The following is a 19,431-nucleotide window of genomic DNA, read 5'->3' as shown; positions in this document are numbered from 1 at the left end:
CGCCGCCCGACGCGCCGGTGCCGGCGCCTGCCGAGCCGCCGCCGGAGCCGCCGCGGCGCGGACGCCGCCGGCCGCCGGAGCCCGCGGGCTTGGGCCGCTCCTGCTGGGCGGGGACGGCGATCACGACCGGCTGGCCGGACGGCGCCTGCGCGCCCGTGATCCGTATCAGTTCACCGTCGCCGGGCCGGACCCGGGCCGTACCGGGGGTGATCTTCGCCCGGGACATCAGCCGGGTCATGTCCCGGCGCTGGCCGGGCGTGACCAGGGTGACGACGGTGCCGGACTCGCCGGCCCGCGCGGTGCGGCCGCCGCGGTGCAGGTAGTCCTTGGCCTCGGTCGGCGGGTCGACGTTGACCACGAGGTCGAGGCCGTCGATGTGGATGCCGCGGGCGGCGACGTTGGTGGCGATCAGCGCGGTGGCCTGGCCGGTGCGGAACTGCTCCAGGGTGCGGGTGCGCTGCGGCTGGGACTTGCCGCCGTGCAGGGCCGCGGCCCGTACGCCCTGCGACAGCAGGTGCTTGGTGAGCCGGTCGGCGCCGCGCTTGGTGTCCACGAACATGATCACGCGGCCGTCGCGGGCGGCGATCTCGGTGGTGGTGGCCCGCTTGTCGGTGTCGTCCACGTACAGGACGTGGTGCTCCATGGTGGTGACCGTCGCGGCCGACGGGTCCACGGAGTGGGTGACCGGGTCGGTCAGGAACCGGCGCACGAGCTTGTCGACGTTGCGGTCCAGCGTCGCGGAGAACAGCATCCGCTGGCCGTCCGGGTCCACCTTCTCCATCAGGCGGGTGACCTGCGGCAGGAAGCCCATGTCGGTCATCTGGTCGGCCTCGTCGAGGACGGTGATGGTGACCTGGTCGAGCTTGCAGGCGCGGCGGTCCAGCAGGTCGGCGAGCCGGCCCGGGGTGGCGACCAGGATCTCGGCGCCCTTGCGCAGGGCGTCGACCTGGCGGTTGATCGAGGTGCCGCCGACGACCGTGGTCGTGCGCAGGCCGACCGCGGTGGCGTAGGGGGCGAGCGCCTGGGTGACCTGGGTGGCCAGCTCACGGGTGGGCACGAGCACCATCGCCAGCGGGCTCTTGCTCTCGGCGCGGCGTCCGGCCGTACGGCTGAGCATCGCCAGCCCGAAGGCCAGGGTCTTGCCGGAGCCGGTCCGGCCACGGCCGAGGACGTCCCGGCCCGCGAGGGTGGCGGGCAGCGTCGCGGCCTGGATGGGGAACGGCTCGGTGACGCCCTGCGCGCGCAGCGCGGAGAGAAGGGCCGGTGCCAGCGGCAGCTCGTCGAAGGAGACGGCGGGCGGCTGGGGGGCCGTCCGCGGGGACGGCTTGGATGCGGCGCTCTGTCGCGGTGCGGTCGCTCGGGTCACTGAAAGCCCTTCTGTGGCGGGGAGGCCGAGCGCGTACGGCACGGTGCCGTGCGGTCTCGGGCCGCACGGGTACGGGGCGTACGCATGCGGATCGTGCGGCGGCGGTGCGCCCGCACGAAGACGGTCGGCGCGGTCGGCGAGCCGCGCGAGGGGGCGTACGGCGGCGGGCCGTACGGATACGGACGGGGCCCGCACCGGCCGGTGCGGGCCCCGTCCGCGGACGTGCTGGTCCGTCAGGCGGGGACGATGTTCTCCGCCTGCGGGCCCTTCGGGCCCTGGGTCACGTCGAAGCTGACCTTCTGGCCCTCCAGGAGCTCACGGAAGCCCTGGGCCTGAATGTTCGAGTAGTGGGCGAAGACGTCGGGGCCGCCGCCGTCCTGCTCGATGAAGCCGAAGCCCTTTTCCGCGTTGAACCACTTCACGGTGCCGGTGGCCATGTTTTTCTCCTTCTAGGGGCAAACCGGAGACCGCACTGCACGGCCTCCCTGTCGCCGAGATGATCGCCCCACACCGGAGAAAGGTCCGGAAAACAATGAACGCCCGGGGCTTCCAGCCTCCGGGCGCGCACAAAGTTCATGGGTACCACAACTGCAACACCGTCAACGGTAACACACCTTCACGGTCCTGGCAGGTCCGTCCGGGGGACGAGGCCGGGCACGGGGCCGGAGCCGGGGCCGGGAGACGGGGGGACAGGACCGGAGTCGAGGCCAGGGCGAGGGCCGGAGCCAGGACCGGAGTCGGAACCAGTACCGGCGGTCACGGCGCGCTCCGCGGCACCACCACGGTCACCCGCAGCCCGTGCGGCCGGTGCGGCGCGAAGGAGAGCGTGGCACCGCCCGCGGTGAGCAGCGCGCGGGTGATCGACAGGCCCAGCCCGGAGCCGGAGACGTTCTGATGGCGTCCACTGCGCCAGAAACGGTCGCCGATCCGGGCCAGTTCGTCCTCGGTGAGGCCGGGGCCGTGGTCGCAGACGGTGATCCGTACGCACTCGCCGTCCGGCGCCACACCGACGGTGACCCGTTCCCCGGCGGGCGTGAACTTCAGGGCGTTGTCGACCAGCGCGTCCAGGCCGCTGGACAGGGCGACCGGGTCCGCCCAGCCCGTCACGGCCCGCTGGCCCTCGTAGGACAGCAGCACCCCCTTGTCGTCGGCCAGCGGGCGCCAGGAGTCGACCCGCTCGGCGGCGAGCGCGGCGACATCGGTGAGCTGGAGGTCGGCGGCGGCGTGCTCGGCCAGCGCCAGGTCCAGGAGGTCGTCCAGGACCCGGGCCAGGCGCTTGCCCTCCGTACGGACGGAGGCGATCTCCTCGTTGCCCTCGGGCAGCTCCAGGGCGAGCAGTTCGATGCGCAGCAGCAGTGCGGAGAGCGGGTTGCGCAGCTGGTGGGAGGCGTCGGCGACAAAGGCACGCTGCTGTTCCAGCACCTCCTCGACGTTGTCGGCCATCTCGTTGAACGAACGGGCCAGGCGGCGGAGTTCCGGGGGCCCGGAAGCGGCGGCGACCCGGGACTTCATCCGGCCGGTGGCGATGTCGTGGCTCGCGGCGTCCAGGACGCGCACCGGGCGCAGCACCCAGCCGGTGAGCCGGAAGGCGGCGCCCACCGCGACGAGCATGGCCGCGCACTCCCCCGCCCCGATCAGCAGCCATCCGTGCAGGATGCGGAAGCGCATCCGCCCGGTGGGCGAGTCGGTGACGACGACGGCCACCACGTCGCCGTCCCGGACGACGGGTGAGGCGACGGGGATCCGGCCGTCGTCGTCCCAGGGCCAGATCTGGTGGGGGTCGTGGCTGCGGCGGCCCGCCAGTGCCTCGCTGAAGGCCCGCGCGCCCTCCCCTTCCTCCGGTACGCGCCAGCCGGCGGGGGCCGCCGCCATGGGCGTCCCGTCGCGGAAGAACACGCCGGCGCGGATGCCGTACAGCTCGTGGTAGCGCTTGAGTTCGGCGCTCAGCGTGGTCTGCCGTTCGTCCTCGTCGGGGGTCTTGCCGGCGCCCGGGCGGGTGGTGACGTACTGGGCGAGGGAGGCGAAGCGCGCCGCGTCGTCGATCCGGTCGACGACCACCCGCTGCTGTTCGACGCCCGCGGTGATGCCGGCGAGCGGGAAGCCGAGCGCGAGCAGCACCCCGGCCAGCAGGACGATCAGGAGCGGGAGGAGTCGGGTGCGCACGGTGCGGGCCGCCGGCCGTCAGGAGGCCGGGCCGGCCGGCGACACGGCGGCGGGCGGCGTCACGAGCCGGTAGCCGACGCCGCGCACCGTCTCGATCAGCGCGGGCATCCGCAGCTTGGCGCGCAGTGACGCGACGTGCACTTCCAGGGTCCGGCCGGTCCCCTCCCAGCTGGTGCGCCACACCTCGCTGATGATCTGCTCGCGGCGGAAGACGACGCCCGGCCGCTGCGCGAGCAGGGCCAGCAGGTCGAACTCCTTGCGGGTCAGGGGTACGGCGGTGCCGTCCACGGACACCTGCCGGGTGGACAGCTCGATGGTGACGGCGCCGAGCCGCAGGCCGCCGGACGGGGCACCCTCCTGGGCGGACGGCTCCCCGGCGGCGGGCGCGGCGGCGCGGCGGCGGCTGACGGCGTGGATACGGGCGAGCAGTTCACCGGTGTCGTAGGGCTTGACCACGTAGTCGTCGGCGCCGAGGTTCAGGCCGTGGATCCGCGACCGTACGTCCGCCCGCGCGGTCACCATGATCACCGGGCTGCCGCACATCCGCCGGATCCGCCCGCAGACCTCGAAACCGTCCTGGTCGGGCAGGCCGAGGTCGAGCAGGACCACCCCGAAGGGCTCCCGGCCGCCGGGCAGCAGGGCCTGCAGCGCCTCCTCGCCGTTGCGGGCGTGGGTGACGTCGAAGCCGTGCCGGGACAGCACGGCGGACAGGGCGGCCGCGACATGGTCGTCGTCCTCCACGAGCAGCAGCCGCACCGGCCCCCTCCTCACGATGTGTGCCCGGCCGCGCATACCTGGACGCGCGGGTGCATAGGTGTACACCCGTACGCGGGCGCGTACGGGTCGCGGGCTGTCCACGGGACGGCCAAAAGGCATCTACGGCGATGGACGGCACGCACGTCAAGGGGGTATTCCCGGAGGGACGGTTCCGTTATGCAGCCGGTACACCGGGGCGCCCGTTCCGTGCGCCCCGTGCACGCCGTGTGCCCCTTCGCGGCCGTATCGTTATGCTCAAATCCCGCTCAGATGTAATGACGCTGGTCGCAGTGCGTTACTAGGGTCCTCCCCAACCGAGGAGGACGGAGCTGTACGCCGATGAGCGAAGTATCGGTGACCAAGAGCGACAAGGGGCCCGCGCCGGCGGGCGACCCGCTGGTCGTGCTGGACAACGTGAACAAGCACTTCGGCGCGCTGCACGTACTCCAGGACATCGACCTGACCATCCGGCGCGGTGAGGTGGTCGTGGTGATCGGGCCCTCGGGGTCCGGCAAATCGACGTTGTGCCGCACGATCAACCGGCTGGAGACCGTGGACTCCGGCGCCATCACGATCGACGGCAAGCCGTTGCCGCAGGAGGGGCGCGAGCTGGCCCGGCTCCGGGCCGACGTGGGCATGGTCTTCCAGTCCTTCAACCTCTTCGCGCACAAGACGGTGCTGGAGAACGTGATGCTGGGCCAGACCAAGGTCCGCCGCACGGACAAGAAGGCGGCCGAGGAGAAGGCCCGGGCCCTGCTGGACCGGGTGGGGGTCGGCACCCAGGCGGACAAGTACCCCGCCCAGCTGTCCGGCGGGCAGCAGCAGCGGGTGGCCATCGCCCGGGCCCTGGCGATGGACCCCAAGGTCATGCTTTTCGACGAGCCGACCTCCGCACTCGACCCGGAGATGATCAACGAGGTGCTGGAGGTCATGCAGCAGCTCGCCCGGGACGGCATGACGATGGTCGTGGTCACGCACGAGATGGGCTTCGCCCGCTCGGCGGCCAACCGCGTCGTCTTCATGGCGGACGGCCGCATCGTCGAAGAGGCCGAGCCGAACCAGTTCTTCAACAACCCGCGCAGCGACCGGGCCAAGGACTTCCTTTCGAAGATCCTCCACCACTGACCCCGCGGCCGGTCATCATGATTGCCACCTTCCGCTGAACCAAAGGATGTTCACCATGAGGATTCGTAAGACGGCCGCGGCGGGTGCGGTGGTGCTCGCGCTGACGGCGACCGCGACCGCCTGCGGCGGCGAGTCGGGCACGGCCGGCGACAAGGCGTCCGGCGGGGACGTCTTCAGCGGTACGTACGCGGTCAACGCCAAGGCGAACGTGAACTCGCCGGCCTGGAAGAAGGCCAAGCAGGCCGGGAAGATCACCATCGGCGCCAAGGCCGACCAGCCCTACCTCGGCTTCCAGGACACCACCGGCAAGCGGACCGGCTTCGACATCGAGATCGCCAAGATGATCGCCGCCGAACTGGGCTTCTCCGAGAAGCAGATCGAGTTCAAGACGGTCGACTCCAACGTCCGCGAGACGGCGATCTCCAAGGGCCAGGTCGACTACTACGTCGGCACGTACACGATCAACGAGGAGCGCAAGAAGCAGATCGACTTCGCGGGCCCGTACTACACCGCGGGCGCGGACCTCCTGGTGCGCAGGGACGACAAGTCCATCACCGGCCCGGACACCGTCAAGGGCAAGAAGGTCTGCTCGATCGTCGGCTCCACCCCGCTCCAGGAGATCAAGAAGCCGAAGTACGGCGCGCAGACCACCGAGCTGGCCAAGTACTCGCTGTGCGTCAAGCAGCTGCTCGACGGCCAGGTGGACGCGGTCACCACGGACGACGCGATCCTCAAGGGGTACGCGGCCGAGCGGCCCAAGAAGCTGCGGGTCGTCGGCAAGCCGTTCACCAAGGAGCCGTACGGCGTCGGCCTGACGAAGGGTGACAAGGCGCTGCGGGACGCGATCACCGACGCGCTGGAGAAGCACATCAAGAACGGCGACTACAAGAAGGCGTACGAAGGCACCCTCGGCAAGTCCGGGACCAGCTTCGTCACGCCGGAGACGCCGCTGCCGCGCGACTGACCCGGGTCGCGCACCCGCTGACCGTCGCCGCACGCCCCGTACGCCGCTTCGGCGGGCGTACGGGGCGTGGGTGCCTGAGGACCGACGCGCCGGGACGCCCGTGCGCACACCGTCGCGGGCCGCGCCCGCGCTCCCGGCCGTACACCGGTACGCCGCGCACGCGAGCGCCCGTACGCCGGATCGCACTCCCGCGCACAGCCCACGCGCCGCGCACAGCCCGCACGCCCCGCACGCCCCCGCACCGGGCCGTCCACCCGTCCGCCGCTGACCTGACCGCTACCGCGGAGAACCCATGAACGTACTCCTCGACTATCTTCCCGAGTTCCGCACCGGGTTCCTCGGAACCGTGTCGCTCACCGCGGCCAGCGGGGCGCTCGCCATCCTGCTGGGCCTCCTCATAGCCGGTTTCCGGGTCTCGCCGGTGCCCCCGCTGCGCGCCTTCGGGACGGCCTGGGTGACGCTGCTGCGCAACACCCCGCTCACCCTGCTGTTCCTGGTCGCCTTCTTCGTCGTCCCGCAGATCTTCTTCCCGGGCATCAGCCCGTTCGTGCTCGCGACGCTGGCCCTGGGCTTCTACACGTCCTCGTTCATCTGCGAGGCCGTCCGCTCGGGCATCAACACCGTGCCGCTGGGCCAGGCGGAGGCCGCCCGCAGCATCGGGATGACCTTCGTCCAGACGCTGCGCATCATCGTCCTGCCGCAGGCCACCCGCACCGTGATCCCGCCCCTGAGCAGCATCCTGATCGCGCTCACCAAGAACTCGGCCATCGCAGGCGCCTTCAGCAACGCGGAACTGTTCAACGTCTCCAAACTCCTGAACGACCAGGGCCGGCCGATCGGCTGGATCTTCCTCTGGATCGCCCTCGCCTACTTGATCATCACGTTCGCCATCAGCGGCATCTTCCGGCTGCTCGAACGCCGCCTGGAGGTGGCCCGATGACCAGCGTCCTCTACGACGCCCCGGGGCCCAAGGCCAAGGTCCGCAACCGCGTCTACACCGTCGTCGGCGCGCTCGCCGTGCTCGGCCTGCTCGTCTTCGCCGTGCTGCGGCTGGCCGCCAAGGGCCAGTTCGAGCCGGAGATGTGGAACATCTTCAACAACGCCGGCGTGCGGACCAACATCCGCAACGGTGTCCTGACGACCCTCCAGGTCTTCGCGGTCGCCGCGGTGCTCTCCCTCGCGCTCGGCGTGCTGCTCGCCGTCGCCCGGCTCTCCGACCACAAGCCGGTGCGCTGGCTGGCGACCGGATTCATCGAGCTGTTCCGGGCCGTCCCGCTGCTGATCACGATCTACGCCCTGTGGGTGCTGCTGCTCTCCTACAAGGAGGAGCTGGGCCTGACCGGCGACTCCCCGCAGTTCTGGGCCCTGGTCGTCGGCCTGACCGTCTACAACGGCTCGGTGCAGGCGGAGGTGCTGCGGGCCGGCATCAACGCGGTGCCCCGGGGCCAGCGCGAGGCGGCGTACGCGCTCGGCATGAGCAAGACGCAGGTCATGACGACGGTGCTGATGCCGCAGGCCGTCCGGGCGATGCTGCCGACGATCATCAGCCAGCTGGTGGTGACCCTCAAGGACACCTCGCTCGGTTATGTGATCACCTTCGAGGAGCTGCTGTACACGATCCAGCAGATGGCCAGCACCATCGTCGTCAACGACGAGAACCCGTACGTGCCGATGATCATCGTGGCCGGTGCGATCTACGTGGCGATGTGTCTGGCGCTGTCCGCGCTGGCCAACTGGATCGAGCGGCGCGGCCGGCGGGCCAAGACCGGCATCGCAGTGGCCGGGGCGGCCGAGCCGGTCACCGCGTCGGACGCGCTGGACGGCACCGACGGCACACCCGGCGGGCCGATCGACACCCGGCGCCCCCCGGGCCTGGGCGGCGGGGGCGGCTTCACGCCCTGACGATGTGACACCGTGGGCGGGGGCAGTGCCGCGTGCGCCGCTGCCCCCGTCACTTGACGCGGGCGCCCGCAATGGGTTGCATACGCTGTGTGATCGCGCACCGGGCTCCAACTGCCAGCTCCTGTACGTCCCGTAAGAACCCGCGGACCGGGGGAGCCACGCCGTGGACCCGGTGATCGTCGTCGGGGCCGGACCCGTCGGCCTCGCACTCGCCCTCTCCCTCGCCCGCCTCGACGTCCCCTGCGTGGTGCTGGACGAAGCCCCCGGTGCGATCGATCCGCGGCCCGCCCGCACCGTCGTCCTGCGGCCGGACACCACCGCGTTCCTGGAGCGGCTGGGCTGCGGCCCGGCCCTGGCCTCGGCGGGCACCCGCTGGACGGCCTGGCGCTCGGTGCGGCGGAGGCGGCTGCTGGAGCGGGTGGAGTTCGGCCCGGAGGAGCTGTTGCCTGGTTCCGCCGTTTCTTCCGGTTCTCCGGGCGCTCCCGGCGCTCCCGGCGCTCCCGGCGCTCTCGTTTCTGCCGCTTCTCTCGGCTCTCTTGCTTCTCTCGGCTCTCCCGCTTCTCTCGGCCCTTCCGTTTCTCCCGCTTCCCCTGTTTCTCCCGTGCATGTGCCGCAGCACGCGCTGGCCCGGGCGCTGCGCACCGCGCTCGCGGCGCAGCCCGGCGTCCGGATCGTCGCCGGCAGCCGGCTCGACGAACTGCGGCAGGACGAGTACGGGGTCAGCGCACATACCCGTGGCGCCAACGGCGCGTGGTGGCGTGCCAGTTACCTGGTCGGCTGCGACGGTCCGCGCTCGACGGTCCGCAAACTGCTGGAGGTCCGCTTCCCGGGGCGTACGGCGGTCGAGCGGCACGCGGTGGCGGCGCTGCGTACGGAACTTCCCTGGCCGGGCGAGGCGTTGCTGCACCGCTCGCCCGCGCGGCAGGGCGGCGGCGGGTCCGGTGGCGAGGTGACCGCCCGGCCGCTGCCCGGCGGGGTGTGGCGGCTGGACTGGCTGCTGCCGCCCGGCCGCGACCTGGTGACGCCGGACGCGCTGGTGGCCCGGATCCGCGATTCGCTGGCGGTGTGGGCGGCTGAGGCGGGGGGCTGGGCCGGGGCTGGGACCTGGGCGGGAGCGGGTGCCGGGCCGGCGAGCGGGTCCGGTTCCAGTGCCGGTGCCGGGCCCGGTTCCAGTTCCGGTTCCGGTGGGAAGGGTGGGGGCCGGGGTGGCCCGCACGTTCCCGCCGTACCGCCGTACGAACTCCTCGACACCGGTGTGCACACGGTCCACCACCGGCTGGCCCGGCGCTGGCGGCGCGGCCGCGCCTTCCTCGCCGGTGACGCCGCCCACCTGCTCGGCGCGCTCGGCACCCAGGGCCTGGACGAGGGCCTGCGGGATGCCGAGAATCTCGCGTGGAAGCTGGCCCTGGCCTGGCACCAGGGCGCCTCGGAGGCCCTGCTGGACAGCTACCAGGCCGAGCGCAGGGGTGCCGTGACGGCCCGGCTGCGCGCCGCCGACCGGGCCCTGCCGCTGCTGCGCGACGGCGAGCGGGGCGGCCGGTGGCGGGCCGTCCTGCCCGGGGCCGCGCGCGGGCACACGGCGATGCTCACCGACGGGCACTTGGGGCGCGGGCCACTCGGCGCGCCCCCCGCGTACGCCCGCTCCCCGCTCGCCCCGGCCGTCGATCCGTCGTGCGCGATGACGGTGGGCACGGAGGTCGGCGCGCCGGTCGCGGACGTCCCCGTGACGGCCTCGGACGGCTCCCAGGTACCGCTCCGCACCCGGTTGGGACGGGGGCTGCTGGTGGTGCTGGTGGCGCCCGGTACGGGCGTGTGGGACCGGCGGCACTGGAAGTCGGCCGGCCTGATGCCGCGTCTCTCGAAGACGGTGGACGCCCTGCCGATGCCCGCCGAGGTACTGGTCGCCGAGTCCTACCCGGGCGCGGTCGCCCACACCGTCCTGGTCGTACGGCCGGACGGGCACCTGGTCACGGCCATGGGAGGCGTCCGGCCGGCGGAACTGTACGCGTGCGCGGAGGCGGTACGGGGTGGGGGCGGGGACGCGGGGAGCGGCGGCCCGGGGGACGGGTCGAAGGGCGGTCCCGCGGGCGGCATGGGGGACGGTGTGCGGGACGGTTCGAGGGCCGCGGGGCCAGTGGGACCTGTGGGGCGCGCGGAGGGCGCTGCGGCGTTCGACGGTGTGGAGCGGGCCAGGGCTGAGACCGGGGCCGGAGCCGGGGCCGATTCTGGGCTCGGGGCCGGGGCCGGGGCCGGGAACGGGGCCGGTCCTGGGCCCGGGAACGGGGTCGGCGCGGGTTCGGAGGGGCCGTTCGCGCATCCGGCACGGCCGGACGACGGACCGGAGCCTGCCGAGGGAGCGGCATCCCCGCAAGCCGACAGGGGCACGGCCCGGGACGTGACGGAGGCGGAGGTCCGGTCGGGGGGCGGAACCGGTCGGTGAGCGCTCCCGCGCGCGCCGTGGCGCCGGTCGGCGAGCGCCCCTGTGCACGCCCTCGCGCCACCGTCGGCGGTTGACCCTGCGGGAAGCGCCGTGCTTGACTCCGGAACGTGACGGAGAACGGTTCGCGCTTCTGGCGGAGGGTCCATCTGGACCTGGTCCGCTACGCGGGCTGTGTGTGTCGTCCGTCCTGCTGATCCGCATCCCTCCCCCGCGCGCCGCCGCGTTTCCCGCTGCCCGCGCGCCTCTTCGCGATCACTCAGGACGGTTCCTGTGCCCGACGTACGTACTCCCGCGCGCCCGCGTCCGGACGCCACCGGCGGCCCCACCGCCGCCGAACTCCTCGACTTCGCCCGCCGCACCGCCGCCGACACCTCACTCATCGCTTCACTGCCCCTCGACCCCGAAGGCCGGACCTGGATCCGGCTCGACGGTCCCGGCGGCAGCGAGGCGTGGCTGATCGGCTGGCCGCCCGGTACGGGCACCGGCTGGCACGACCACGGCGGCTCGCACGGCGCGTTCGCCGCCGCCGCGGGCGAGCTGACCGAGCAGTCGCTCGCCGCCCAACTGCCCACCGAGGGCTGGAAGACACTGGAACTGGCGGACGGCGTGGACCGGCAGCGGAAGCTGGCCGACGGCCGCGGCCGCGCCTTCGGCCCCCACCACGTCCACCAGGTGCTCAACCCCTCCGAGGACGCGCACGCCGTCTCGGTGCACGCCTACTATCCGCCGCTGCCGCTGATGCGCCGCTACAGCCGCACCGGTCCCGTCCTGCGCCTCGAAGAGGTCGAGTTGCCCGAGGACTGGCGGTGAGCGCCGTCGACGCGCTTCTGGAGGCGGCACGGGCCGGACTGGACCGGGTGTCCCCCGAGCAGGCCGCGGTGGTCCAGCGGGACGGCGGGCTGCTGGTCGACATCCGATACGCGGCGCTGCGCGAACGTGACGGCACCATCCCGGGTGCGCTGATCGTCGAACGCAACGAACTGGAGTGGCGCCTGGACCCCACCGGCGCCCACCGCGCCCCGGAAGCCACCGGCCACGACCTGCCGGTGGTCGTCGTCTGCAACGAGGGCTACGCGTCGAGCCTCGCGGCCGTCTCCCTGCGGCAACTGGGCCTGTACCGGGCGACCGACCTGGTGGGCGGCTTCCAGGCATGGCGGGCGGCAGGACTGCCGGTCCGCGCCCGCGGCCACGGATGAGGTGACGGCGGGTCCGCCCGAAGCGGGCCCGCCGTCGGCTCAGTGCGGCGTCTCGATGTGCGGCGTCTCAGGTGGTGGCGTCTCAGATGGTGGCGTCTCAGGTGGTGGCGTCTCAGCGTCCGGCGTCGAACTGCCGGACCACGAGGGGCAGGGCCTTGCGCACCGTCCCGTTGTGGTCCACGTCTCCGATGTCCGTGAGCCGGTGGGCGGCCCCGTTGGCGGTGAGGTGCCGCTCGCAGTGGCGCGCGTTCTCGAACGCCACGTCCTGGTCGCCCTTGGCGTGGTAGAGGTGCACCGTCACCTCCGGGCGCCAGTCGCAGGTGGTGTCCAGCGCCTTCAACTGTTGCCGCAGCTTCCCCCGCGGGCTGCGAACCGTGTCGAGGAATTCCGGCGTGAACAGTTCCTCCGAGGTCGCCGGCAGCGCGGCCGCGATCTCCGACGTCTTGTGATCGCCGTCGAACAGGGACTCCACCGTCTTGTCGTACGGCGCGCGGAAGGCCTGCCCCGGCGTGTCGTACAGCCCGTACATCCGGTCCCACGCGGTCGCGAAGTAGGCCAGGTAGAGCGACGACCGGACGACCTTGTCGTCGGCCGCCGCGGCCTCGAAACCGCTCAGGTCGAAGGGCCCGGCGATCGGGGCGAGCGCCCCCGGCCGGAAGTACGGGTCGGCGCCCCGCTGGAGGGCCCGACCGACCATCATCGTGGCGGGCCCGCCCTGGGAGAAGCCGCTGACCAGCACGTTCCTGTCGAGGATGCGCTGCTCCCGCCGGGCGAACACACGGGCCGCGCGCAACCCGTCGACCGAGGCGGTGACGGTCGCCCGCGGATGGCCGTACGGGTGGATGCCGGGGCCCTCGCCCAGGCCCAGGTAGTCCGGCGCGGAGACGGCCCGGCCGGTCGAGGCGAAGAGCAGGGCCGCCGCCCGGTCGGTGGACTGCTCGTTCACCGAGGCCACGTCGCCTCGGTACACGGTCGTCCCGTGCAGCCAGGACACGGTCTGGAGGACCCGCTTGCCGTTCTTGGGTACGGCGATCAGCTGGCTGGCCGTGGTGGGCTCGCCCCGGAGGCCGCGGGTGCGGTAGACGACGCGGTGGGCGCGTACGCCGTAACGGACCTGGGCCGCGTCGATACCGGCCTTCTCCAGACGGGCCGCGACCTTCTTCGCGTCCAGGTCGGCGACGAGGGCGACGGAGACCACCGAACCGGGCACCGAGCGCTGCTCGGCGGCGTCGGGTCCGGCCGTGGGTGAGGTTCTGGTCGCGGTCGTCGTGCCGGTGCCAGGGCCCGCACCCGGGCTCTCGGGCGTCGCTGCCGCCGTGGTCGTCGCCACTGCCCCGGTAGCCAGTACGGCCGCGGCGCACCCCAGGACGAGGATGCCGGGCGCGGCGGACCATCCACGGCGTTTTCGAGTGAAGATCATGCACCGCACTCTGCCGCCCACGGCACGCACAGCACATTGCAGCCAGCCTCCTCGTCGGAGGGGGGCTTCCCCCCGGAAGCCGGTCGATGCGGCTCCGGCCACCGACGAGAACGGACACGGCAGCGGGGGCTGGTCCGTCACCGGCCAACCCGTCCGTCATGAGCCGGACGACACGTCGAGTGCCGGGCCGCACGTCGAGTGCCGGGCCGCACGTCGAGTGCCGGGCCGCACGTCACAGGCCGTACCGACCGTCGCGGCCTGTACCGACCGTCGCGGACCGCGGCTCGGTCCCCACCGGCGCGCGCCCCCTCCGGCCCACACCTCCGCCGGGCCACGCCCCCGTCGGCTCACACCTCCGCCGGGCCACGCCCCCATCGGCTCACACCCCGCCGCGATCACGCCTCCGGATCACGCCTCCGGATCACGCCTCCGGATCACGCCTCCGGCAAGTGATACTCCATCAGCTCCGGGTCCTCCCCCTCCTCCTCCAGGGCCTGCCGGACCACCCGCAGGGCGAGGCCCTCCGAGTATCCCTTGCGGGCCAGCATTCCCGCGAGGCGCCGTATCCGCTTCTCCCGGTCCAGGCCCCGGGTCGCCCGCAGCTTGCGGTCGACCAGCTCGCGGGCCGTGCGCTCCTCCTGCTCGGAGTCCAGCTGCCCGAGGGCTTCGTCGACCGTCGAGGGGGCGACGCCCTTGGTGCGCAGCTCGCGGGCGAGCGCCCGGCGGGCCAGCCCCCGGCTGTGATGCCGGGACTCCACCCAGGCATCGGCGAACTTGGCGTCGTCGATCAGCCCCACCTCCTCGAAGCGGGACAGCACCTCCTGTGCGGCGTCCTCGGGGATGCCCCGCTCACGCAGGGCGTCCCCGAGCTGCTTGCGCGTCCGCGCCGACCCGGTGAGCAGGCGCAGGCAGATGGCCCGCGCCTGCTCCTCGGGCGTACGCGGCGGTCCCGCCTCGGCCCTCGACGAGGAGGAACCACCGCCGTCCTTGCGTTTCCTACGGTTCTCGGCGCCGCCCGCGGCGCTGCCGCTCCCGCCCCGGCCGTCGTCGTCACGCCCCTCGTCGTGACCGACTCCCGCACCGGGGCCGTGGCCGTGGTCGTCGGGCCATTCCGTTCGCCGCGTCACGATGGACTAGCTCTTGGCCGCGGCGGCCTTGGTGCCCTTGGCGCCCTTGGCGGCCGGTGCCGGTACGGACTTGGCCGGGGCCTCCTCGTCGGCCGCCGCTCCCGCCGCGTCCGCACCCGGCTCCGCCAGTTCCGCCGGCTTGACGCCGATGCCCAGCTTCTCCTTGATCTTCTTCTCCACCTCGTTGGCGAGGTCGGGGTTGTCCTTGAGGAAATTGCGGGCGTTCTCCTTGCCCTGGCCGAGCTGGTCGCCCTCGTAGGTGTACCAGGCGCCGGACTTGCGGATGAAGCCGTGCTCCACACCCATGTCGATCAGGCCGCCCTCGCGGCTGATGCCCTGGCCGTACAGGATGTCGAACTCCGCCTGCTTGAAGGGCGGGGCGACCTTGTTCTTGACGACCTTGCAGCGGGTGCGGTTGCCGACCGCTTCGGTGCCGTCCTTGAGGGTCTCGATACGGCGGATGTCGATCCGCACCGAGGCGTAGAACTTCAGGGCGCGGCCACCGGTCGTGGTCTCCGGCGAGCCGAACATCACGCCGATCTTCTCGCGGAGCTGGTTGATGAAGATCGCGGTGGTCTTGGACTGGTTGAGCGCGCTGGTGATCTTCCGCAGAGCCTGGCTCATCAGCCGGGCCTGGAGACCCACGTGGGAGTCACCCATCTCGCCCTCGATCTCGGCCCGGGGCACCAGCGCGGCGACCGAGTCGATCACGATGAGGTCGAGCGCGCCGGAGCGGACCAGCATGTCCGTGATCTCCAGGGCCTGCTCGCCGTTGTCCGGCTGGGACAGGATCAGCGCGTCCGTGTCCACGCCCAGCTTTTTGGCGTACTCGGGGTCGAGCGCGTGCTCGGCGTCGATGAAGGCGACGGAGCCGCCGGCCTTCTGCGCGTTCGCCACCGCGTGCAGGGTCAGGGTCGTCTTACCGGAGGACTCCGGGCCGTAGACCTCCACCACACGGCCACGCGGGATGCCGCCGACGCCGAGCGCGACATCGAGTGCGGTCGACCCGGTGGGGATGACCTCGATGGGCTCGTTCGGGCGCTCGCCCATCCGCATCACGGCGCCCTTGCCGAATTGCCGTTCAATCTGTGCGAGCGCGGCGTCCAACGCCTTCTCGCGGTCCGTGCCTGCCATGGCTTCCACCCGGTTTGCTTGAGTCGATCGCTTCACATCCATGACGCTAACGCCTGCCACTGACAACGCGCCCGGACCCGGCTCCGGCCTGTGGATAACTCCCGGGAACTCCGGGCGGAGACACGGGCCGGACGTCTCATAAGAATAGATGTTCGATTTCAGTGTCAAGCGCACCACGCCGGGCCCGTCGCCCCGGTCACGCCCGGACGATCCCGTACGGCGGGAACGCGGGGCCCGGCCCGGCCGCCCGGCCCCTCAGCTCTCCTTGCCCCCCGCGCCGGGCCCGCTCCCGCGGCTCCCGCCGCTTCCGCCTCGCCCGTCCCGATCACCCTCGTCCCCGTCCCCACCGGTCTCCCGGCCCTCCAGGGGCGCGGCCGGCGGCTCGTCGTGCAGGGACCGGCGCAGCCGCCGCAGGGCCGAGGTCGCGCGCCGGCGCCGGTTGCCGCCCCGTACCCGTACCTCGTCCGTGACCTCGTACCGCTTCACGTACGCCCCCAGGAACGCCTGGAGCGTCGCGGTCGCCGGGATGGCGATCAGCGCGCCGACCGCGCCCATCAGCGCCGTACCGGCGATCACCGACCCGAAGGCGACGGCCGGGTGGATGTCCACGGTCTTGGCCGTGATGCGCGGCTGGAGCAGGTAGTTCTCGAACTGCTGGTACACCACGACGAACCCGAAGACCCACAGCGCGTACCAGGGATTGACGGTGAAGGCGATCAGGATCGGCAGCGCGCCGGCGAGGTACGTGCCGATGGTCGGGATGAACTGGGAGACGAGCCCGACCCACATGCCGAGCGCCGGTGCGTACGGGACGCCCAAAATCTCCAGCAGGACGTAGTGCGCGATGCCGGAGATCAGTGCCATCAGGCCGCGGGAGTACAGGTACCCGCCGGTCTTGGCGACCGCGATCTCCCAGGCGCGCAGCACCTCGGCCTGCCGGGACGGCGGGAGGACCGAGCACAGGGCGCGGCGCAGCCGGGGGCCGTCGGCGGCGAAGTAGAAGGAGAACAGGGCCACGGTCAGGAGGTTGAACAGGCTGCCCAGGACGGTCGCGGAGACGGCGAGCACGTTGTTGGCGCTGTCCTGTACGTACTTCTGCAGCCAGTCGGACTTCAGCAGATTGTTCTGCACCTCGACCCGCGAGAGGTGGGTGTGGAAGGTGGTGTTGATCCAGCTGATCACCGAGTCCAGGTACTGCGGGAACTCCTGGACCATGGTGGCGATCTGGCCCGCGAGCATCGAACCGAGCAGTGCGAAGAAGCCCGCGGTCCCGACGAGTATGCCGAGGAAGACCAGCCCGGTGGCGCCCCCTCGGCGCAGCCCGCGGGCCGCCATCCAGTCCACGGCCGGCTCGACGGCCAGGGCGAGGAAGAAGGCGATCAGCACGTTCAGCAGCAGCGAGATGAGCTGGTGGAACGCCCAGCTGGCGAGCTGGAAGCAGGCCACGAGGGCGAGCGCCAGCACCATGGCGCGGGGCAGCCACCGTGGCATCCGCTGGGCGGCGCCTCCGGGGCGCGGGTCGTCGTGACGGGTGGGATTCTCGGTCGCTGGCACGGGCCCAGTGTCGCTCACAGGTCCGACAACTCCCGCCCTGCCCCGCTCGGCACCGCCGCCCGCCTCCGGCCGATACCTCCGCCCGATACCTCCGTGCCGCCTTCCGCCGTCGCCTGAGCCGCCGTCCACGGGGCCGGCGCGCCCCCGGGTCCGCTCCCGGGCCCACCCCCGGAGCCGTCGCTCCCGTCAGCGCTTGTCGTACGGCACGTCCATCGTCGCGCAGACCACCCGCCACACGTCCTTGGCCTCCCACCCGTCCGCCAGCGCCTGGTGCACGGTCCGCCCGCCGAGCCCGGACATCACATGATCGCGCGCGAACGAGTCGGCGTACCCCTCACCGAAGTGATCCGCCATCCGCTCCCAGAAGACCGTCAACCGCATGAAACCCACTCCGCACTCGCCTTGACCTGCACGTTTCCCATACCTTGCACTCCCGGCAGGGCCGCACCACTCTGGCGGCGCGGCCTCCCGCGCCGGCGTGAAGGACGTATATGTACGCAGAGTAAAGCCCCGGCCGACCTGCCGGAGAGGCCGAAGGGCGGGAAGGACGGGAAGGACGGGAAGGGCAGCAGCAACAGCGCGCACACGGGCGCTCCGGGAACGGAGGCGAACCGGCGCCCCACCAGTGGGGCCGACAGACCTGCCAGGACTGCGGACCGCCCGCTGCCGGGACTGCGGGCCGCCACTGCCGGGGGTGGGCCCGAACGCTGCCGGGTCCGCGGACCGCCGCTGTCGAGGCTGGGGCCCGTCCGCTGCCGGACGACCGTCAACCGCGCACGTCCGGAACCCCGCCCCTGAGAGTGCAGCCACGTCCACGCCGGTGCCGGGCGGCGCGCACGGCCCTACCGTCGGTCCATGGCGGAAAACGGAGCACCACAGCCGACCTCACTGGCACGTGCCGAGCGTTTCATCTGGCTCACTGCCCGGGTGCTCGAACAGCGCCGTTTCGCGTACCACTTCCTGGAAGGCGGCGCGGACGGTGTCGACGCCGCGCTCACCGCCTACGCGAACCCCGACGGCGGTTACGGCCACGCCCTGGAACCCGACCTGCGCGGCCCGGTCAGCCAGCCGCTGCACACCGCGCACGCCCTGTACGTCCTCGACCTCATCGGGCGCTGCGGCGGCCGGCGGGCCGAGCGGATCTGCCGCTATCTGACCGGGGTGTCCACCCTGGAGGGCGCGCTGCCCGCCGTGCGCCCCGAGTTGCGCGGCTATCCGGCCGCGCCGTGGCTCCCGGTGCCCGACGACCCGCCGAGCGCCCTCCTGACCACCGGACCCGTCGTGGGCCTGCTGCACCGCAACGCGGTGTGGCACGCCTGGCTCTTCCGGGCCACGGACTTCTGCTGGCAGGCGGTGGAGTCCCTGGAGCGGACCCACCCGTACGAGGTCCAGGCGGCGCTCGCCTTCCTGGAGGGCGTACCCGACCGGCCGCGCGCCGAGGCGGCCGCACAGCGCCTGGGCACCATGGTGCGCGAGCAGCGGCTGGTCCTCCTGGACCCGGACCGCACGGCGGACGCCCCCGTACCCGACGGTTACGCGCCCGGGGAGCACCATTTCGCGTACGACTACGCGGCCACGCCGGGCTCTCTCGCCCGCCGCTGGTTCACGGACGCGGAGACGGACCGGGCGCTGGACCACCTCGCCGCCCTCCAGCGGGAGGACGGCGGCTGGCCCGTGAGCTGGCGCGTGTGGGCTCCCGGAACGGCTCTGGAGGGCCGCCCGATGGTGACGGTCAAGGCGCTGCTGACGTTGCGCGCGTACGGGCGCCTCACCGCCCGGTAGCGGGTACGGCTGTGACACCGGCGGGTGGCGTCGGGCCCTCGGGGACACCGGACTCCTGCCGCCGGGGCAGGCCGGAAAACCGACCAGAGGACTAACCAAAGAACTAACCAGAGGGCCGATCCGAGGACTGACCAGAGGGCCGATCCGAGGACCGACCCGAGGACCGACCCGAGGACCGACCCGAGGACCGACAGCGGGCGCCTGACCAGCACAGGTGCCCGGCGCGCATGAGGAGCTGCCCGGCATGACGGATGGTTCGACGCAGCACAGCCCGCACAGTCCGCACAGGGAGAGCACCGGGACGGGGGCCGGAGCCCCCGGGCCCGCCCTCACGGCCATCTCCGGGCCGGCCCCCGGGCACACGGGCGCGTACGCCAGGGCAGGGCTGGTACGACCGGAATCCGGCTCGCCGCAAGCCGGTGCCGGAGACGTGGATCGGGACAGGGAGGCCGTTCGGTGACCCGTGCGACCGGGCCCGGGGCGTACCCCGGCGAGCTTTCCG

Annotated in this window: 18 protein-coding genes; 9 read left to right on the top strand and 9 right to left on the bottom strand. The window is 72.6% G+C overall.

Annotated features, from left to right (window positions below):
• From JXZ78_RS36845 to JXZ78_RS36830, 4 genes are all read right to left on the bottom strand, one after another.
• Positions 1-1,408: DEAD/DEAH box helicase (locus tag JXZ78_RS36845; RefSeq protein ID WP_372498479.1), on the bottom strand; the 1,408-nt coding region annotated here is incomplete at its 3' end.
• Positions 1,409-1,599: 191 nt separating this feature from the next.
• Positions 1,600-1,803: a cold-shock protein gene (locus tag JXZ78_RS36840; protein WP_030020343.1), complete on the bottom strand. Its 204-nt coding sequence runs from the start codon at positions 1,801-1,803 to the stop codon at positions 1,600-1,602.
• A 319-nt stretch (positions 1,804-2,122) separates the two neighbouring features.
• Positions 2,123-3,529, bottom strand: a complete 1,407-nt coding sequence (locus tag JXZ78_RS36835; protein WP_030020342.1) for a sensor histidine kinase — start codon at positions 3,527-3,529, stop codon at positions 2,123-2,125.
• A gap of 18 nt (positions 3,530-3,547) precedes the next feature.
• Positions 3,548-4,285, bottom strand: coding sequence for a response regulator transcription factor (locus JXZ78_RS36830; RefSeq protein ID WP_030020341.1), 738 nt, complete (start codon positions 4,283-4,285; stop codon positions 3,548-3,550).
• Positions 4,286-4,624: 339 nt separating this feature from the next.
• On the opposite strand from JXZ78_RS36830, the gene JXZ78_RS36825 reads away from it, so the two are divergent.
• The 8 genes from JXZ78_RS36825 (at position 4,625) to JXZ78_RS36795 (ending at position 11,912) form a co-directional block, all read left to right on the top strand.
• On the top strand, positions 4,625-5,410 hold the full coding sequence (locus JXZ78_RS36825; RefSeq protein ID WP_030020340.1) for an amino acid ABC transporter ATP-binding protein: 786 nt from the start codon (positions 4,625-4,627) through the stop codon (positions 5,408-5,410).
• Positions 5,411-5,465: 55 nt separating this feature from the next.
• Complete coding sequence (locus JXZ78_RS36820; protein ID WP_030020339.1) at positions 5,466-6,374, top strand: glutamate ABC transporter substrate-binding protein; 909 nt, start codon at positions 5,466-5,468, stop codon at positions 6,372-6,374.
• 292 nt (positions 6,375-6,666) lie between these two features.
• Positions 6,667-7,314: an amino acid ABC transporter permease gene (locus tag JXZ78_RS36815; protein WP_030020338.1), complete on the top strand. Its 648-nt coding sequence runs from the start codon at positions 6,667-6,669 to the stop codon at positions 7,312-7,314.
• Positions 7,311-8,276 carry an amino acid ABC transporter permease gene (locus tag JXZ78_RS36810; protein ID WP_030020337.1) on the top strand — a complete coding sequence of 322 codons (966 nt, stop codon included), beginning with the start codon at positions 7,311-7,313 and terminating at the stop codon, positions 8,274-8,276. The genes JXZ78_RS36815 and JXZ78_RS36810 overlap by 4 nt, the downstream gene beginning before the upstream one ends.
• Before the next feature lie 163 nt (positions 8,277-8,439).
• Positions 8,440-10,716, top strand: coding sequence for an FAD-dependent monooxygenase (locus JXZ78_RS36805; RefSeq protein WP_238783633.1), 2,277 nt, complete (start codon positions 8,440-8,442; stop codon positions 10,714-10,716).
• A 107-nt stretch (positions 10,717-10,823) separates the two neighbouring features.
• Positions 10,824-10,910, top strand: a complete 87-nt coding sequence (locus tag JXZ78_RS41205) for a putative leader peptide (RefSeq protein WP_324607239.1) — start codon at positions 10,824-10,826, stop codon at positions 10,908-10,910.
• Positions 10,911-10,986: 76 nt separating this feature from the next.
• The gene (locus JXZ78_RS36800; RefSeq protein ID WP_030020334.1) at positions 10,987-11,526 is read left to right on the top strand and encodes a cupin domain-containing protein; all 540 of its coding nucleotides are present in this window, start codon (positions 10,987-10,989) and stop codon (positions 11,524-11,526) included.
• A complete protein-coding gene (locus JXZ78_RS36795) occupies positions 11,523-11,912 on the top strand; it encodes a rhodanese-like domain-containing protein (protein WP_030020333.1) in 390 nt (129 codons plus the stop codon). Before JXZ78_RS36800 ends, JXZ78_RS36795 begins: the two co-directional genes overlap by 4 nt.
• Before the next feature lie 112 nt (positions 11,913-12,024).
• Here the strand turns inward: JXZ78_RS36795 and JXZ78_RS36790 are convergent, their stop codons facing one another.
• From JXZ78_RS36790 to JXZ78_RS36770, 5 genes are all read right to left on the bottom strand, one after another.
• Positions 12,025-13,332, bottom strand: a complete 1,308-nt coding sequence (locus tag JXZ78_RS36790; protein WP_238783632.1) for a hypothetical protein — start codon at positions 13,330-13,332, stop codon at positions 12,025-12,027.
• A 434-nt stretch (positions 13,333-13,766) separates the two neighbouring features.
• Positions 13,767-14,459, bottom strand: a complete 693-nt coding sequence (gene recX / locus JXZ78_RS36785; protein WP_030020330.1) for a recombination regulator RecX — start codon at positions 14,457-14,459, stop codon at positions 13,767-13,769.
• Between the two features lie 6 nt (positions 14,460-14,465).
• Complete coding sequence (gene recA, locus JXZ78_RS36780) at positions 14,466-15,593, bottom strand: recombinase RecA (protein WP_030020329.1); 1,128 nt, start codon at positions 15,591-15,593, stop codon at positions 14,466-14,468.
• A gap of 255 nt (positions 15,594-15,848) precedes the next feature.
• A complete protein-coding gene (locus tag JXZ78_RS36775; RefSeq protein ID WP_167745429.1) occupies positions 15,849-17,084 on the bottom strand; it encodes an AI-2E family transporter in 1,236 nt (411 codons plus the stop codon).
• 249 nt (positions 17,085-17,333) lie between these two features.
• Positions 17,334-17,528: a DUF3046 domain-containing protein gene (locus JXZ78_RS36770; protein ID WP_030020327.1), complete on the bottom strand. Its 195-nt coding sequence runs from the start codon at positions 17,526-17,528 to the stop codon at positions 17,334-17,336.
• A 474-nt stretch (positions 17,529-18,002) separates the two neighbouring features.
• On the opposite strand from JXZ78_RS36770, the gene JXZ78_RS36765 reads away from it, so the two are divergent.
• Positions 18,003-18,929: a hypothetical protein gene (locus JXZ78_RS36765; RefSeq protein WP_030020326.1), complete on the top strand. Its 927-nt coding sequence runs from the start codon at positions 18,003-18,005 to the stop codon at positions 18,927-18,929.
• Positions 18,930-19,431: the final 502 nt, after the last annotated feature.

The sequence above is a fragment of the Streptomyces monomycini genome (assembly GCF_022271435.1).
Taxonomy (GTDB): domain Bacteria; phylum Actinomycetota; class Actinomycetes; order Streptomycetales; family Streptomycetaceae; genus Streptomyces; species Streptomyces monomycini.
The sequence above is the reverse complement of the archived record's forward strand: the minus strand, read 5'-3'. Positions and strand labels throughout refer to the sequence as shown.